The 16,630-nt window shown below is 58.5% G+C and carries 19 protein-coding genes and 1 tRNA gene; 13 read left to right on the forward strand and 7 right to left on the reverse strand.

What is annotated here, in order from left to right; all coding sequences use genetic code 11:
• Positions 1–103: 103 nt before the first annotated feature.
• The 5 genes from ABD653_RS01355 (at position 104) to ABD653_RS01375 (ending at position 5,010) form a co-directional block, all read left to right on the forward strand.
• Complete coding sequence (locus ABD653_RS01355) at positions 104–898, forward strand: heme-dependent oxidative N-demethylase family protein (RefSeq protein ID WP_325065398.1); 795 nt, start codon at positions 104–106, stop codon at positions 896–898.
• Positions 895–2,172, forward strand: a complete 1,278-nt coding sequence (locus tag ABD653_RS01360) for an O-acetylhomoserine aminocarboxypropyltransferase (RefSeq protein WP_160779505.1) — start codon at positions 895–897, stop codon at positions 2,170–2,172. Before ABD653_RS01355 ends, ABD653_RS01360 begins: the two co-directional genes overlap by 4 nt.
• Before the next feature lie 14 nt (positions 2,173–2,186).
• Positions 2,187–4,208: an acetyl-CoA carboxylase biotin carboxylase subunit gene (locus tag ABD653_RS01365; protein WP_160779506.1), complete on the forward strand. Its 2,022-nt coding sequence runs from the start codon at positions 2,187–2,189 to the stop codon at positions 4,206–4,208.
• The gene (locus ABD653_RS01370; RefSeq protein WP_160779507.1) at positions 4,209–4,580 is read left to right on the forward strand and encodes a tRNA-binding protein; all 372 of its coding nucleotides are present in this window, start codon (positions 4,209–4,211) and stop codon (positions 4,578–4,580) included.
• A gap of 145 nt (positions 4,581–4,725) precedes the next feature.
• Positions 4,726–5,010, forward strand: a complete 285-nt coding sequence (locus ABD653_RS01375) for a hypothetical protein (protein WP_160779508.1) — start codon at positions 4,726–4,728, stop codon at positions 5,008–5,010.
• Here the strand turns inward: ABD653_RS01375 and ABD653_RS01380 are convergent.
• From ABD653_RS01380 to ABD653_RS01395, 4 genes are read right to left on the reverse strand one after another with little or no spacing between them, the layout of a single operon-like run.
• Positions 5,007–5,468, reverse strand: a complete 462-nt coding sequence (locus ABD653_RS01380) for a GNAT family N-acetyltransferase (RefSeq protein WP_234032178.1) — start codon at positions 5,466–5,468, stop codon at positions 5,007–5,009. The two genes, ABD653_RS01375 and ABD653_RS01380, sit on opposite strands and share 4 nt — an antisense overlap.
• A gap of 3 nt (positions 5,469–5,471) precedes the next feature.
• The gene (locus tag ABD653_RS01385; RefSeq protein WP_234032179.1) at positions 5,472–6,266 is read right to left on the reverse strand and encodes a cyclase family protein; all 795 of its coding nucleotides are present in this window, start codon (positions 6,264–6,266) and stop codon (positions 5,472–5,474) included.
• Between the two features lie 8 nt (positions 6,267–6,274).
• Entirely contained in the window at positions 6,275–7,384 is a 1,110-nt protein-coding gene (gene aroB / locus ABD653_RS01390; protein ID WP_160779509.1) for a 3-dehydroquinate synthase, read from the reverse strand.
• Complete coding sequence (locus tag ABD653_RS01395) at positions 7,375–7,944, reverse strand: shikimate kinase (RefSeq protein WP_160779510.1); 570 nt, start codon at positions 7,942–7,944, stop codon at positions 7,375–7,377. Before ABD653_RS01395 ends, aroB begins: the two co-directional genes overlap by 10 nt.
• Positions 7,945–8,146: 202 nt before the next feature.
• On the opposite strand from ABD653_RS01395, the gene ABD653_RS01400 reads away from it, so the two are divergent.
• The 4 genes from ABD653_RS01400 (at position 8,147) to ABD653_RS01415 (ending at position 13,438) form a co-directional block, all read left to right on the forward strand.
• On the forward strand, positions 8,147–10,006 hold the full coding sequence (locus ABD653_RS01400) for a hypothetical protein (RefSeq protein ID WP_325065399.1): 1,860 nt from the start codon (positions 8,147–8,149) through the stop codon (positions 10,004–10,006).
• Positions 10,007–10,016: 10 nt separating this feature from the next.
• On the forward strand, positions 10,017–10,922 hold the full coding sequence (locus tag ABD653_RS01405) for a tyrosine recombinase (RefSeq protein ID WP_160779511.1): 906 nt from the start codon (positions 10,017–10,019) through the stop codon (positions 10,920–10,922).
• Between the two features lie 9 nt (positions 10,923–10,931).
• Positions 10,932–11,876 (forward strand): acetyl-CoA carboxylase carboxyltransferase subunit alpha, encoded by a 945-nt coding sequence (locus ABD653_RS01410; protein WP_160779512.1) that lies wholly within the window; start codon positions 10,932–10,934, stop codon positions 11,874–11,876.
• A gap of 86 nt (positions 11,877–11,962) precedes the next feature.
• The gene (locus ABD653_RS01415) at positions 11,963–13,438 is read left to right on the forward strand and encodes a M48 family metalloprotease (protein WP_160780441.1); all 1,476 of its coding nucleotides are present in this window, start codon (positions 11,963–11,965) and stop codon (positions 13,436–13,438) included.
• Positions 13,439–13,521: 83 nt separating this feature from the next.
• On the opposite strand, the gene ABD653_RS01420 is transcribed toward ABD653_RS01415, so the two are convergent.
• Entirely contained in the window at positions 13,522–13,686 is a 165-nt protein-coding gene (locus tag ABD653_RS01420) for a Flp family type IVb pilin (RefSeq protein WP_160779513.1), read from the reverse strand.
• A 118-nt stretch (positions 13,687–13,804) separates the two neighbouring features.
• A complete protein-coding gene (locus tag ABD653_RS01425; protein WP_160779514.1) occupies positions 13,805–13,993 on the reverse strand; it encodes a Flp family type IVb pilin in 189 nt (62 codons plus the stop codon).
• A gap of 79 nt (positions 13,994–14,072) precedes the next feature.
• Between ABD653_RS01425 and ABD653_RS01430 the strand changes: the two genes are divergently transcribed.
• The 4 genes from ABD653_RS01430 to folE all read left to right on the forward strand — a co-directional run bounded on the left by ABD653_RS01430 (position 14,073) and on the right by folE (position 15,940).
• Entirely contained in the window at positions 14,073–14,483 is a 411-nt protein-coding gene (locus ABD653_RS01430; protein WP_160779515.1) for a (deoxy)nucleoside triphosphate pyrophosphohydrolase, read from the forward strand.
• Positions 14,484–14,532: 49 nt separating this feature from the next.
• Positions 14,533–14,609: transfer RNA gene (locus ABD653_RS01435), tRNA-Arg, on the forward strand.
• 108 nt (positions 14,610–14,717) lie between these two features.
• Positions 14,718–15,209: a hemerythrin domain-containing protein gene (locus ABD653_RS01440; protein WP_160779516.1), complete on the forward strand. Its 492-nt coding sequence runs from the start codon at positions 14,718–14,720 to the stop codon at positions 15,207–15,209.
• 137 nt (positions 15,210–15,346) lie between these two features.
• The gene (gene folE / locus ABD653_RS01445; RefSeq protein ID WP_160779517.1) at positions 15,347–15,940 is read left to right on the forward strand and encodes a GTP cyclohydrolase I FolE; all 594 of its coding nucleotides are present in this window, start codon (positions 15,347–15,349) and stop codon (positions 15,938–15,940) included.
• Between the two features lie 5 nt (positions 15,941–15,945).
• Here folE and ABD653_RS01450 read toward each other — a convergent pair whose 3' ends face one another.
• Positions 15,946–16,569, reverse strand: a complete 624-nt coding sequence (locus tag ABD653_RS01450; protein ID WP_160779518.1) for a TetR/AcrR family transcriptional regulator — start codon at positions 16,567–16,569, stop codon at positions 15,946–15,948.
• Between the last annotated feature and the right edge of the window lie 61 nt (positions 16,570–16,630).

Genomic DNA, 16,630 nt, shown 5'->3' on the forward strand with positions numbered 1-16,630 from the left:
CCGAATTTTGCAGCGACTATGGGCCGTTTTATCTGACCTTTGCCCTTCTGGGGGCCGTTATCGCTTTGGGCGGAATGATCGTTGCATTCAGGAAGCGTGAGCCGTGAGTGCGCTGGGCTTTTCGGTCGCTGAACTCCTCCCGCATGCGCGGATGGGGGAGAAGCTGAAGATTGGTCTAAAGGCGCTTTCCAACGACGAATGGCTCCAGCCAAATCCCGATCTTGCGGCACGGCATGCAGCCTTCAAGGCGCGCGACGAATCAATACAGCTGACCGAGGAAGCCCATGCATCGGGCGCGGAGCTTGCTGCCATGCTTGGGCTGTCAGGCGGTCTCGCCCAAGCAGCACATGCGCACCACGAAGACATGTGCCTCCTGACGCGCCGGGACGATGAAGAATTCTACCGTTTGATTGGGGCGGCGGTGGCTTACCCCACCGATTGGCGTGTGGAAGACAAGATGCGCCTGCCACTGGCTGCCCTGCACGCGCCGATACAGGGGTATGCCGAACAATTGGCCACCGGTGTCGACCGGTTCATGGCCAAGCTCAAGCCAGGGCCGATTTACGGGCGCAGCAACTGGTTCATCGCACCAACCGATAATTTGTGCTGGATCGCCGATGGCACGCCGGAACAGACATTCGCGCATGTCACGCCCGAGAACGCGGGAGAGACGTTATTCGTCCGGTCAGAACGGCAGACCCTCAGGCGCTTGCCCAAAACAGGCAGTATTCTTTTCACGATCGGGGTCTATGTCGAGCCACTGGGCCAGCTGGACGTGGGCCAGATAGCGTGGCTTGCGCAGGCCATGGAAGGATTATTGCAAGGCGAGGGTGACCGCCGCGGCGCACCCCATTATGCCCGGGCCCTGAAGAGCTATTACGAGAGGATCAGCGCATGACCGATTTTCGCCCGGAGACCCTGTCAGTCCACGCCGGAACGGCACCTGACCCGACCACCAATGCGCGGATCACGCCAATCTACCAGACCGCATCCTATGTGTTCGATGACGTTGATCACGCTGCCCGTCTGTTTAACCTGGAGGAATTCGGGAACATCTACACCCGGATCATGAACCCCACCAATGCGGCGCTAGAGGGCAAAATTGCCGAGCTTGAGGGCGGAGCGGGAGCACTAGCGGTGGCATCAGGCCATTCGGCTCAATTGACGGTGTTCCACACCCTGATGGAACCGGGCTGCGAGATTGTTGCGGCCAAAAAGCTCTATGGCGGATCGCTCAACCAGCTTGGGCAGAGCTTCAAGAAAATGGGATGGCATACCAATTTCGTCGACGCCGATGATCCGGCCAATGTGGCCGCCGCGATTACCGACAAGACGCGTGCAGTATTCATCGAAAGCCTCGCCAATCCGGGCGGTGTGGTCCAGGATATCGCAGCGATTGCAAAGGTGGCGCACGATGCTGGCATCCCGCTGGTCGTCGACAACACGATGGCGACCCCTGCGCTATGCCGGCCGTTTGAACATGGGGCGGACATCATCGTCCACTCGGCCACGAAATTCCTGAATGGTCATGGCAATGCTGTTGGCGGCCTGATTGTCGATAGCGGCAAGTTCGACTGGAACGCGTCAGGCAAATTTCCGACTTTGACCGAGCCCAATGATTCTTATCACGGGGCAGTCTTTACCGAGGCAGTGGGACCGATTGCCTTTATCATTGCGTGCAGAGTGCTGGCCTTGCGTGATCTTGGCCCGGCACTTGCGCCGATGAACGCCTTCCTTGCTCTCACAGGCATGGAAACTCTGCACCTTCGTATGGAGCGGCATTGCAGCAATGCCACTGCGCTGGCGAAATGGTTACAAGAACAGCCGCAAATTGCGTGGGTTTCCTATGCCGGCTTGCGCGACAGCCCGTATCACGAACTGACGCACACATATCTTGGTGGCCGGGCTGGAGCCGTGTTCACCTTTGGCCTCAAGAATGGCTACGATGCCGGGGTCAAACTGGTTTCGAATGTAAAATTGTTCAGCCATCTCGCCAATATCGGCGATACGCGATCTTTGATCATCCATCCTGCATCGACAACACACAGCCAGCTTGACGAAGCGGCCCTGGTCGAGGCAGGCGCTGGGCCAGATGTTGTCCGCGTGTCGGTCGGCATCGAGCATATTGATGATATCAAGGCCGATCTGGCGCAGGCGCTCGCGGCGCTCTGATTTCTGGGGGAACCATGTTCAAGAAGATCCTGATTGCCAATCGCGGTGAAATTGCCTGCCGTGTGATCAAGACTGCGCGCCGGATGGGAATTGCGACTGTTGCTGTTTATTCCGACGCCGATGCCCGCGCGCCCTTCGTCCGGATGGCAGATGAAGCGGTGCATATCGGCCCCGCACCTGCGGCGGAAAGCTATCTGATTGCCGACAAGATCATCGATGCGTGCAAACAAACCGGGGCTGAGGCTGTTCACCCTGGCTATGGCTTCTTGTCAGAGCGGACCAGCTTCGCCGAGGCGTTGGCCAAAGAAGGGATCGAGTTTATTGGCCCGCCCGTGGGCGCCATTGCGGCTATGGGCGACAAGATCGAATCCAAGAAGCTTGCGATGGAAGCCGGGGTCAATGTCGTGCCCGGCTTCGTTGGCGAAATTGAAGATACCGAACATGCCGTCAGAATCTCCGAAGAGATCGGCTATCCGGTGATGATGAAAGCCAGCGCCGGCGGTGGCGGCAAGGGCATGCGGCTTGCCTATAGCGAAAAGGACGTTCGCGAAGGGTTCGAAGCAACCAAGCGCGAAGGGCTGAACTCGTTTGGCGATGACCGTGTGTTTATCGAGAAGTTCATTCTCAATCCGCGCCACATCGAAATCCAGATACTGGGCGATAAGCATGGCAACATTATCTACCTGAACGAGCGCGAATGCAGCATCCAGCGCCGGCACCAGAAGGTCGTGGAAGAGGCCCCGTCGCCGTTCGTCACGCCCAAGATGCGCAAGGCTATGGGTGAGCAGTGCGTGGCACTGTCCAGAGCTGTCGATTACCACAGCGCCGGCACAGTCGAACTGATCGTAAGCGGAGCGGATCCGACCGGAGAGAGCTTCTACTTCCTTGAAATGAACACGCGCCTCCAGGTCGAACACCCTGTTACCGAAGCCATCACGGGCGTAGATCTGGTTGAACAGATGATCCGCGTGGCTGCTGGCGAAAAGCTCGAAATCACGCAGGACGATGTGTCGATCGATGGCTGGTCTATCGAGAACCGCGTCTATGCCGAGGATCCCTATCGCGGGTTCCTGCCCAGCACGGGTCGCCTGGTCCACTATCAGCCTCCTGTCGCGCCATGGGAAGACGATGGCGCTGCCAATGGACGTCGCGGCATCGACGGCATTCGCGTCGATGATGGCGTCTACGAGGGCGGCGAAGTCTCGATGTTCTACGATCCGATGATCGCGAAACTTGTGACCTGGGGCGAGTCGCGTGACGAAGCTGCCGATTTGCAGATCCAGGCTCTCGATGCTTTCCGGATCGAGGGGCTCGGACACAATGTCGATTTCCTCAGCGCGATAATGCAACACGAACGCTTCCGCTCTGGCGAATTGACGACAGGCTTTATCGCCGAGGAATATCCTGAGGGCTTCGAAGGTGCACCGGCATCTGACGCCTTGAAGCGTGGCCTGGCAGCGATTGGCGGGGTTATCGCTACCGCTGATGCAGATCGTGCACGCCGGATTGACCAGCAACTGGCCGACGGCATGTTACCGCCCGGAGACTGGTCCGTCCGTATCGATGGCACCGATTTCGAGGTGCAACTGCAGGAAGATTCTATCACTGTCGACGGGTCGGAGGTCGAGATCAGCTTTGACTACACACCTGGCGACACGATGGTCGATGTGGAACTGGATGATGCTGCTCTGACAATCCAGCTAATGCCCACGCGCATGGGGTATGACATTACGACGCGGGGGGCGACCCACGCGCTGCGTATTTTGCCCGCGCGCATTGCCCATCTGTCGGATCACATGATCGAGAAGATCCCGCCTGATCTGAGCAAGTTCCTGATTTGCCCGATGCCGGGCCTGTTGGTGAAACTGCATGTCGGCGAAGGCGAAGAGGTCCAGCCCGGCCAGCCATTGGCGACCGTCGAGGCGATGAAGATGGAAAATATCTTGCGCGCCGAGAAACAGGGCACAATTGCGAAATTGAACGCGAGCGAAGGGGAAAGCCTTGCGGTTGATGCAGTGATACTGGAGCTTGAGTAGGTGCATCTTTCGCATTCACCCGAGGCCGAAGCTGCGGCGACGATAGCATTCGACGATTTTCTAAAGGCCGATATCCGTATCGGAACTATCGTCGCAGCGGATAAATTCCCCGAGGCGCGCAAGCCGAGTTACAAGCTGCTGATCGATTTCGGCCCTGCCATCGGAGAGAAGAAAAGCTGCGCCCAGATCGTCGCCAATTATCTTATCGATGAATTGCCCGGACGGCAGGTGGCGGCGGTGGTGAACTTCCCTCCCCGTCAGATCGGCCCCGCCATGTCGGAGGTCCTAACCTTGGGCTTCGCTGACGAAGCAGGCGAAGTTGTCCTGTTTGCGCCAGATGTGAAGGTTCCGAACGGATCACGGCTGTTCTAGGTGTTAACTTAACCGCATTAGACATTGAATAGACTGGGGAAACCCGGATTGTTCACATGCTGCGTACAAACGACGGCGAAACAGCTATAGTCGTATCTAGAAAATAATATCGGCGAGTCGCGTTGTACGTGGAGTGGAACGAACAATGGCGAAAAAAGGTACAGCATTCTTCGATAACCGGGGCCAGTTTTTCAAGACGCCCGAGGAAGCAACGCTGAGCGATCTTTCCGCTCTGCTCGGTCGGATAGGGGACGGAGACAGTTTGGCTCCGGGTATCTCTGTCATGATGCTTGAGAAGCGCGCCGAGATCGAAGCCATCTTTGCCGAGCATGACTCTATGAAAGTGGCCGAGACAGAAGCGCGTAATGCTGCGCTGGAAGCCGACAATGTTTCGCCTTTGCCGGGCGCGCTCGCGCCCAAGGGCGGTTAAGCCAAGTTCAGGATAAGCTTGGGAAGCATCCTCCCGGGAATGCTTTCAGATTCCACTTCACCTGTACAATGCGCGCCTAGCTTTTCGTAAAAGGGAACTGCCCCCGGGTCGGCATCGATTTCGATCTTTGATGCACCGGACGCTATGGCGTGGCGCTGAGCCATGCACATCAGCTGACGCCCAACCCCGGATACCATGTCGTTCGGGTCCACAAACAGCTTCTCGAGGGTGGCTGTGTCTTGGTGGACTACTAACTCCACAACACCAATGATGGCTCCATCTACAATCGCGCAGCGCCAATAGTGGGCATCAAGTTGTTCGGGTGTGGCGGTCAATTCCGGACGGCACAGCTCCATGAACGCGCTGTCATATCTCCACACAGCTTTTGACCGCATGCAGAGTTCAGTGATCGCATCGCATTCGTGAGCGAGAGGTTCGCGAAATTCGACGTCGCCCAAAATTCACTCTTCCACCATAGCCACGGCGCGAATCCAGCCGGCGCTGGCGCGTTCAATTTTCACCGGGAAGCAGCTGAAGGTAAATCCGTGCGCGGGAAGGGCGGCTAGGTTGGTGAGCTTTTCGATCTGGTAGTAGGGACGGATCCGGCCGGCCTTGTGCCCCTCCCAGATGATGGCCGGATCCTTTTCTTCCGCCCATTTCTTCGCGGTGTGGCTGAACGGGGCATCCCAGCTCCACGCATCGGTTCCGACAACTTCCACTCCGTGCTCGGTCAGCCACAAGGTTGCCTCCGCACCCAGGCCGACGCCTTGGTCGGTAAAGTTCTCGGTGCCGTAAATCGCACCTGATTGCACCAGCACAATGTCGAGCGGCTGCACGTCATAGTTGATGTTTGAGAAGGCGCCTTCAACCTCCGCTGCACTCACCACATGGCCGTGCGGCAAATGGGAGAAGTCCAGCTTCACACCAGGTCGGAAAAAGCGATCAAGCGGCGCCTCGTCGATGCTAGGAGCGGGTGATGCGCCGTTGTTCGTGGTTGAATGATAGTGCCACGGCGCGTCCATGTGAGTGCCGTTATGCGTGCTGAGTTCAAGCATCTCGACCGCCCAACCTTCTCCGTCCGGAAGGTCATTCTTCTCGAGACCGGGAAAAAACATGGCAATCTGTTCCCAGGTGTTTTCGTGGGTCATGAATTGGATCTTCGGGCGCATAACGTCCGGGTCCGAAATGACATCGTTCGTGATCGGGATAGAGAGGTCGATAAAGCGAGTCATGCTGCGCAACATCGCGTGCAGCATAGGCTGCGTCAATGCGCGACAAGTTGCTCATCAAGAAACGCAGCAACATCCTGTAAATCGACATCTTTTGCCAGAAATGCTGCACCTATGCTGCGCAGCAACAAGAAGGGCAAAGTGCCCGCATCCATCTTTTTGTCATGCAACATGTGACTGACCAGTCGTGCGCCGTCGGCATCCAGACCAAGTGAAGCAATCTCCGAGCGCATCCCGGCTTGGGCTATCGCTTGTCCGATACGCTCTGATTCCTGCAATGCCAAATGCCCGCGCCGAGCCGAGTATCGCGCGGCCAACACCATGCCCAAAGCTACCCCTTCGCCATGAAGGAGCCGATCCGAAAACCCTGTCTCGGCTTCTAATGCATGGCCGAAGGTATGACCGAGATTGAGCAAGGCGCGGGTGCCAGTTGTCTCGCGCTCATCCTCGGCCACGATCTGTGCTTTGGCCTCAACGCTGCGGGCGACCGCTTCCTCGACAGCCTTGGGATCATGCTGAAGGACGCTGTCCGCATGGGCGACGCACCAATCGAAGAAATCCGCATCGCCCAGGATGCCGTATTTGATGACTTCGGCAAAACCGGCCTTCATTTCCCGCTCGGGAAGCGTCTTCAAGGCAGCAATGTCTGCCAGCACGAGCCCCGGTTGATGAAATGCTCCGATCAGGTTTTTGCCGGTGGAGGTATTGATCGCGGTCTTGCCACCCACGGAGGAATCGACCTGGGCCAACAGCGTTGTCGGGACCTGAACGAAGCCACAACCACGCTTCAGAATTGAACAGGCGAATCCGGTCAGGTCACCAACCACTCCGCCGCCCATCGCAATAACGTGGTCGCCACGTTCTATGCCTTGCGCCAGCATCCAGTCGGTCAGATCCTGCAATCCCTCCCAACTCTTTGAAGCTTCACCGGGTTCGACCAGGTACAAGGCATGATGTTTACCGGTATCGGCAAGAGCCTTGGCGAGTCGATCGCCATGGTGCTCCCAGGCATTCCGGTCGGCAACAATGGGTACTATCGGTTTGCGCAAGAGCGGCGCAGCAATCATGCCCGCAGCATCAAGCAAGTGTGCTCCGACATGGACGTCATAGGATCGCCCGGCGAGGGAGACAGGAATCACAGCCATTGGTCGATAGCCTCCAGGATGCGGTTGGCGGTATCCAGATGCGGGCCTTGCTCGCTGCGGACACGGATCGGTGCCTGCGAATAGAATGGCTCACGCTCACGATAGAGCCTCGTCAGAATTTCTTCCGGATCACCATCCTTCAACAAAGGGCGTGTGTTGCGCCTGCTCGTCCGCTCGACGAGGGTAGCAATATCGCAGTCGATCCACACGGCGATGCCATTCGACAAGATCAGCTGCCGCGTCTGCTCGTTTATGAAAGCCCCGCCGCCAGTGGCGATTACGCCGTGGCGCTCCTCCATCAATCGGGCAATAACTCGGCGTTCCCCGTCGCGAAAATGTTCTTCACCATAGGCGCTGAAAATTTCGGAGATCGATAGCTGCGCGGCCTCTTCAACTGCATCGTCGGCATCGATGAAGTCCGAACGCAGCAGAGTGGCCAGCCTCCGCCCTACGGTCGACTTACCCGCTCCCATCAGCCCGACCAGGACAATCGGCCGATCGATCCGGCCCGCAATCGCGGCGGTTCGGGCTTGGCTGGGGGTGTCGTCGATCCTGTCCATTGCCGCTTGGCCTAGAGATGGGCTAGGGCGAAGGCAATAAAGGGTAACTATTGTTGGAAACGGGTTTGGTTATGCGAGGGATGCGGGTCGGCATGGTCATTGCGCTCGTGCTGTTGCTGGTATTTGGCTGGGCCTGGTGGGACGGTGGCGAACAGTCGCTGCGACCGATCGAACAGGAAATCGCTATTCCGGAGGGCACGCTGTGAATCGCGCGCTGAAGAAAAGTCTGGCGCTTGGCGCTGGCTTGCTAGTTTTGTCGTCTTCGCTGGTGGTGGCGCAAGATGCACCTGAGTCTTTGCTCCCGCCGGGATTCGATGATCCCGCACCCGCTCCAACCCCAGCGCCCGCTCCGGCGCCTGCCGCGACGCCTCAAGCAACCCAGCCGACGCGTCCTGCCGCGCCTTCCGGCTCTGCACCTGTCGTTCAGCCAATCCCGGGCGGAGCCAGCGCGCCAGTCTCGGCTCCTGCTTTGCCGAGCAACCTGCCTTCCTTGGCAGAGCTGGAAGAGCTTGATCCGGATGAGCTGGATGAATTGCTCGGCCTGAAACCCAAATTTGACGTTCCTCCGGCAGCGCGTCGTTCGCTCGAGAGTGTGGGCATTCTCGCTGCGGATGAAGGTGGCTTGCCGGCTGCCTCTTTGCGGAACCAGCCGGCCTCGATTGTGCGCGCAGCTTTGTCTGGCAACAAAGGGCCTGTAGTCTCGCGTTGGGGACACATTTTGTTGCGCCGCGCCTTGGTGAGCCGCTTGGCGGCTCCTGACGGTATGGATCCGGCCGAATTTGCCGGCTTGCGCGCTGGCTTGCTCAACCGGATGGGTGAATACGGGGCCGCGAAAACACTCGCGCAGGATGTAGACACCGACAACTGGAATGAAAGCCTCGCCGGTGCCGCAGTGCAATCCTATATCAGCACCGGGGATATCGTTGGTGCGTGTCCGCTGGCCCGCTTCCAGAGCGATCTGCGTGATGATGCCGAATGGCAAATGTTGCGCTCTATTTGTGCCGCCTATGCTGGCGAAAGCAGCCGGTCACGCAACGAGTTGCGCCGCTTGCGATCGCGCGACGATAGAGCCGAGATCGATGTCTTGTTGGCGCAACGCTATGCCGGCGCGGCCGGACGTGGTGGCAGTGCAGTAAACCTCGAATGGGAAGGGGTTGATGCCCTGTCACCATGGCGGTTCTCCCTTGCAAACGCTGTTGGAGCCGAAATCCCACAAAATCTGCTCGAGGGGGCAGGAGCCTACTACCAGCGTGTCGCGGCAACGGCCCCGATGCTTCCGCTGGCACAGAGGATTGGCGGGGCAGAGCTGGCAGCGCGAGAGGGGATTCTATCGTCGGCCGCGCTGATTGATCTCTATTCGGCGCTCTATGCCGAACAGGGCAGGGATGGTGAGGCGGGTTTGCGGGCCGCACGCCTGCGCGAAGCCTATGTCGGGGCCGACCCGGCGAGCAGGCTTGCGGCTATTCGCGATATCTGGACGACCTCCGAACAAACGGACTATGCGCGGCAGGTTCTCACCGCCTATGCAGCGGCCAGACTGCCGGCGAATGCTGATATGGCCGATGACGCATCAGACCTGATTGCCTCAATGCTGGCCGCCGGGCTCGATCGTGACGCGCTGGAATGGGGCGAAGTCGTGCCGGTCGGCAGTCATGCCTGGGCACTTCTTGCGCTCAGTCAGCCGCAGCGCAGTACGCCCGTCGCCAGCGGTCCAGTCGATGATTTCTATGGTGACGACGATAGCACGGACCAGAGGAAGACAGGTTTTCTGGTTGCTGGCCTGGCAGGCCTCGGGCGTCTTGAAACGGCAGCACGCCAGGAATACGATCAGGATCTCGCACTGGATCTTGATCGCTCTACACGGTGGAGTCAGTTGATCCAGCAGGCTGCAGCTGTCGGCAACCAGCCAATGGTCGCGATGCTGGCGGGCGTTGGCATGCAGGGGACCGGTTGGGACAAGATGACTGCCCGGCATCTGTTCCATATCGTATCGGCGCTTGATCGTGTCGGCCTGTCTGATGAAGCGCGCATGATCGCGGCAGAGGCCGTCGCGCGCGGATAGCGGGCAGGCTATGGCCAACGCCTCTGCCTCCATCGAAGAGTTTCTGGCGATGCTGGCAGCCGAACGCGGGGCTGCTGCCAACACCCTTGCGGCCTATCGCCGCGACTTGGAGGGCGCGGAGGAACTAACAGGAGAGCTTGCCAAGGCCAGTCGGGCGAAACTGGCGAAGCTTGGTGGCGCGTGGTCCGACCTTGCCCCTTCCACAGTAGCGCGCAAGGCTTCGGCCCTGCGGCAGTTTTTTGGTTTCCTGATGGATGAGGGGCTGCGAGATGATGATCCTTCCTCAGCCCTACCGCGCCCGGCCACACGCCGACCCTTGCCAAAGATCTTGAGCCATGAAGAGATTGCCGCCTTGTTCAGCAGGGCAGAACTGGAAGCGGCTGCTGGCAAAGCTCCAGCGGTTCGCATGCTTGCCTTGCTGGAATTGCTCTATGGCTCGGGCCTGCGCGCGAGCGAACTTGTCTCGCTGCCTGTCGCCGCCGTGCCGCGCGATGCCCCTTTCCTGACCGTGACGGGTAAGGGCGGGGTGGCGCGCATGGTTCCTGTGAGCAGGCGGGCGAAAGACGCGATTGCCGCCTGGATGGAAGTCCGAACAGGCGATTCCACGTTTCTTTTTCCTTCGCGCACGGGCCACATCACCCGCGTCCGGTTGTTCCAGTTGCTGAAGGCGCTGGCAGGCAGGGCTGATCTTGCGCCAGAGAAGATCAGCCCGCACGTTCTGCGCCACGCCTTTGCGACACATCTGCTGGAAGGTGGAGCAGATCTGCGCGTGCTCCAGACGCTGCTGGGCCATGCCGATATCGCGACCACCCAGATCTATACCCATGTCGACGCCGCGCGATTGGTGGCGCTTGTCAACGAAAGACACCCTCTTTCAGAACGAGCAACGCTTGCGGAAAAGCGAACAGCCGACTAGCGCTGCGGCATGAATTCTTATCTCGAATTCGAGAAACCTGTCGCCCAGCTTGATGCGCGGATCGCGGAATTGCGTTCCGCCGCAGAAGGTGACGAGGTCGATATCTCGAACGAATTGCAGCGCCTTGAGACCAAGAGCGCCGACCTTTTGGCCAGCACATATGCTGCCCTAACGCCTTGGCAGAAGACGCAAGTCGCGCGACATCCGCAGCGCCCCCATTTTCGGGACTTTGTCGAGCACGTTTTCGACGAATTCGTTCCGCTGGGTGGTGATCGCTATTACGGCGAGGACGAGGCGATTCTCGGTGGGTTCGCGACCCTGCGCGGTCGCAAAGTCATGCTGATCGGGCACGAGAAGGGAAATGACACCGAGAGCCGGCTGCGGCACAATTTTGGCATGGGCAAGCCAGAGGGATATCGCAAAGCGATCCGCCTGATGGATATGGCAGGCCGCTTCGGGCTTCCCGTTGTAACGCTGGTGGATACATCCGGCGCATTTCCGGGCGTAGAAGCCGAGGAACGCGGTCAGGCAGAAGCCATTGCCCGCTCGACCGAAGCGTGTCTTGCTCTACCTGTCCCGATGGTATCGACAATCGTGGGCGAGGGCGGGTCCGGCGGAGCGGTTGCTTTGGCAAGTGCCGAACGGGTCCTGATGCTCGAACATGCGGTCTATTCGGTGATTTCTCCCGAAGGCTGTGCCTCGATCTTGTGGCGCACTGCGGACAAGGCCCCGGATGCAGCGGAGGCCATGCGGATCACGGCGCAACATCTGCTCGATCTCAAGGTTATTGACCGGATTGTTTCGGAGCCGGTCGGCGGCGCACATCGTGATCCCGAGGCAACCTGCAGCGCCTTGGCTGATGCGATCGAGGAAGAGCTTGATGCTCTGGTAGACCTGCCTTCCGAGACCATTTTGCGTATGCGCGAAGAACGGTTCCTGCGCATCGGAGCGTAGGACGACACCGTTGCAGATGTCTGAGAAAGCGGCATAATACGCCGTAGTGCCGCGAATGCTACGACGGCACTTACGGGAGACGCATGATGATCGGAAACAAGAAGCTCGCGCTGCTCAGCACGGCAACATTCAGCCTGGCATTGACTGGCTGCATGGGGGCCGGCGGTTCCATACCCAGCGCTTCTGCCCCCATCACTGCGACGGAATCCCAGCAGGGTGCCGATGCGCATCCGAAGCTTCTGGCTGAATTCGGCGGACGGATGACAGGACCACAAGCCGCCTATGTGGAGCAAATTGGAAAGAACATCGCTGTCCAGTCGGGTCTCGGCAATGCGCGGCAGGACTTCACGGTTTCCCTGGTCAACAGCTCGGTCAATAACGCCTTCGCCATCCCCGGCGGGTATATCTATACGACCCGCCAATTGGTTGGTCTGATGAACAACGAGGCAGAGCTGGCAGCTGTCCTTGGCCACGAAGTCGGCCATGTCGCAGCGCGGCACTCGCAACGGCGGCAACAAACAGCGCAGCGCAACAGTATCCTCGGTACAGTCGGAGCGATTCTGTCCGGAGTCCTGTTGGGCGACAGCGGGATTGGCAATACGCTCTCAAAGGGCTTTCTACAGGGCTCTCAACTGCTCACATTGCGGTTTTCGCGAACGCAGGAATTGCAGGCTGATGAGCTTGGCATCCAGTATCTGACTAAGGCCGGTTATGACCCCCAGGCCATGAGCACGGTGTTGCGGAGCCTGGCTCTACAGAATAGTCTCGATGCATCCTTGCAGGGCCGCAATGCCAGCATTCCCGAATGGGCCTCGACCCACCCAGATCCTGCCAGCCGCGTCTCAACAGCTTCGCAAAAGGCACAGGGCCTGGCCGGAAACGTCACCAACCGTGACACGTTCCTGAGCCGCATAGACGGCCTGCTGTATGGAGATGATCCAGAGCAAGGCGTGATCGAGGGCCAGCGCTTCATCCACCCCGAGCTCAAGCTCAGCTTCTCGGCACCCAACGGGTATTACATGGTCAATGGCACTCGCGCCGTTTCGATCAATGGTCAAAGCGGGCAGGCTCAAATGACACTCGCGCCGTATAGCGGCAATCTGGATAGCTATGTCCGTGGCGTTTTTTCGGCCTTGGGGGGTGAGCAACAGCGACTTGCTCCGTCCTCGCTTCAGCGCACGACTGTCAACGGATTGAAGGCAGCTTATGGCACCGCTCGGGTCAATACTGGCCAGCGTCAGGTCGACGTTGCCGTTTTTGCCTATGAGTTTGCCCCCAACCGAGCCTTTCATTTCCAGGCGATCGCGCCCGCGGGCAGGATCAGCACATTCACGCCGATGTTCAACTCGATGCGCCGCATTTCGACAAGCGAGGCGAATGCCATCGTACCGCGACGCATCGATGTCGTGACTGCCCGGTCGAGCGATACAGTAGCCTCGCTCGGCCGCAGAATGGCTTACGGGAATGCGCAGGAACAGCGCTTTCGCGTACTAAATGGCTTCAGCTCAAACGATGTCGTTCGCGCGGGCCAGAAATATAAGGTTGTTGTACGTGCGCGCTAGCCTGCGGCTGTAAAGTTCTTCGACGCATACAAAAACGGCGGGGATTGCTCCCCGCCGTCTTCATTCAGTATTTCGACCGAGGCTTAGACAGCCATCGTGGTCGAAACGTTGCTGAAGGTGTTGGTCAGCTGGTTGCCGAGACCCTGCATGGCAGTGATGGCAGCAACAGCGATCAGAGCAGCGATCAGGCCGTATTCAATTGCGGTTGCGCCCTGCTCGTCGTTCATAAGGTTCTTGAAGAATTTCATTGGTAGTCTCCTGGTTTTAGTCTTCGGTACCCGACTCTTTCCAGACGTTCCGGATCGAGTGATTTTGGGGTTTAGTGTCGACGGGTTGATAAATTCCTAAGGGCGATGACGTATTTTTTTACACGCCGCCTGATGCAATCGCATCGGCACTGGTCTGGGAAATGTCATTCCACAGATTGATTGTCTCATTACCCACGCCCTGGACGGCAGTGACCATGGCCAGGAACACCAATGCGAGAATCAGGCCGTATTCGATGGCGGTTGCACCCGCATCGTCAGCCAGAACCCTTTTCAGAAAATTGCGCATCAATGGCCTCGTCCCACTAGTCCAAGTTGCCGCTCATTGCAGGTTCAAGGTAAAGAATGTGTTTCGAAGCGGGGTCAGAATGGAAAAAAATCTTACACCGACCTTGGTTGTCGCCGCTGCATTGGCAGACGGGCAGGGGCGCTGGCTGATGCACCGCAGGCCGGAAGGTAAGGACCATGCAGGCCTGTGGGAGTTTCCAGGCGGCAAGGTGGAGTCGGGCGAAACACCGGAGAAAGCGGTGGTTCGCGAGATAGAGGAAGAAGCCGGGCTCTTGCTCGACAGGGACTGCATCGGCGAAGCAGGCTTCGCAACCAGCGGTGGCGATAGGCCGATTGTCATTTTGCTTTACACTGCCACCAAATGGACAGGAGAGATTGAAGCGAGAGAAGGGGGCCTGTTCGGTTGGTTTTCGCTTGAGCAAATCAGCGGGCTGTCGAAACCGCCACTAGATATCGAACTGGCACGTCAGCTCAGCGAAAAAGAGGGCTAAAAGGGATTGCCAAGATAACGGAGCAGCCGTATGTGCCGCCCTCCACCGCGCGCCAGTAGCTCAGCTGGATAGAGTACCTGACTACGAATCAGGCGGCCGGAGGTTCGAATCCTTCCTGGCGCGCCAAGAAAGCCCATCTCCTTCCATGGAGGTGGGCTTTCTTGGTTTCGAAGCTATCGGAACTGCGACGGCCATTGCTCGTTGATCTGCTAAACCGAAACAAGGAGCATAAAGATGGCAAACACGCAGGGTATTTTCGACCGACTGAAGCAGGACCACGATCGCCACCGCGAGATTCTGGACAAGATGGCCGAAACAAGTGGCGAAACTGAAACCCGCAAGAAGCTGCTCGAGGAGTTCACCAAGGAAGTCAAAAGTCACGCCGCAGCCGAAGAGCAGGCCCTCTACGCCACGATGCTGCGTAAGCCAGTGACCACCGACGATACGCGCCATTCGGTGGCGGAGCACCACGAACTGGATGAAGCGCTCAACGATCTGGCTGCGACCGACATGTCGTCACCGGCGTGGATGGCTAAGTTCAAGCAACTCGATCACGACTACCGTCACCATATCGAGGAAGAGGAAGAGGATCACTTCCCGGATTTTGCAGACCATCTGACGGATGATGATGTGAAGCAGATGGAAGCGGTATTCGAGCGACGCAAAGCGGAGGAAAAGCAGCAGGCGGAAGTCACTCCTGAAGCTGCAGACGACGCGAAAGAATAGCGCAAGCTTTGAAAAACCCGATGATGAAGCGCGGCCGTTCTGGCCGCGCTTTAGTCTTATGGCCATGTTTACAATAGCTGTCCGTTGCGCAAAGGCGGCACACGATCAAACGGCTGCGCCGGAACAAGAGGGAATTGATGATGCCGGATACATTGCCCCCCAAAGCTGATGTTCCCGACGATGTTCAGGATGCCATCCGTACCCTGATCCGCTGGACCGGAGATGATCCTGATCGCGAGGGGTTGCTGGATACCCCCAAACGCGTCGCGCGAGCGTGGAAGGAGTATTGTTCTGGTCTGGAACATGATCCGGCCCTGCACCTGAGCCGTGTTTTCCACGAAGTGGGCGGGTATGACGAAATCGTCCTGCTGAAGGATATCCCGTTCCAGAGCCATTGCGAGCATCACATGGCGCCGATTACCGGGAAGGCTGCGATTGCCTATCTGCCAGACCAGAAGGTCGTCGGAATCTCGAAACTTGCGCGGGTTCTTCATGGATATGCCCGCAGGCTGCAGATCCAGGAACGTCTCACGGCCGAAGTCGCAGCTTGCATCTGGGACAATCTCGAACCGCAAGGCGTCGCCGTGGTAATTGAGGCTGAGCATGGCTGTATGACCGGCCGCGGCGTGCGGACCCCGGGCGTAGGCATGATTACGAGCCGCTTGCACGGGTGTTTCCTGGAAGATCATCGCAGCCGGAAGGAAGTGATGGCATTGATGGGGTATGGCTGAGACGCTTAGTCCGGCGCTGACAGACCGTTAGTCAGGATGGATCGCGCGATTTCGGGAATCGCCTCGAAGTCGTCTTCTGGTCTGGCCCAAACGGCATAGCGCAAGCCCAGGAAAACGTTCATTCCCATAACAGCCCATGCGTGGGCTTCTTCGAGCTCTTTGTTGAAATCCCCGCTGACCATCCCGGCCTTGAGCCGATCGTGGATGCGCAGAGCCGTATTCTCGTAGTGCGCGCGATAACTTGCCGGATCGACGAACTCAGCCTCGTCGATAATCCGATAGATCTCTTTGTGCTCACGCGCGAAGTCCAGAAAGGCTGAAAGCGCATCCCGCTCCTTTTCGAAACTGTCGCGGCTGTCCTCGATTCCGGTGGCGGCTGCTTGGCGAACGCCATCGCTGAATTCGCGAACCAGCGCTTTGAAGATTGCCTCCTTCGATTCGAAATAGGTGTAGAAGCTGCCTAGCGCGACGCCCGCCCGGCGGGTGATTTCACTGATGGATGTTTCGTGGAAGCCGCGCTCGCCGAATTCACTGGTCGCTGCCTCGAGAAGCTTTTGCCGTGTCCGCCGCCCCCGTTCCGTCGCCGGCGGAGATATTGCCCCAGAATTTGCTGCGTCAGCCCGTCCCATAGGCAACACACTAGGGTGCATGTCCACAACTCACAAGTCTAAACTTGAAAGGTGGTTCAAC

This window comes from Parerythrobacter jejuensis, assembly GCF_039536765.1.
In the GTDB taxonomy this organism is placed as follows: domain Bacteria; phylum Pseudomonadota; class Alphaproteobacteria; order Sphingomonadales; family Sphingomonadaceae; genus Parerythrobacter; species Parerythrobacter jejuensis.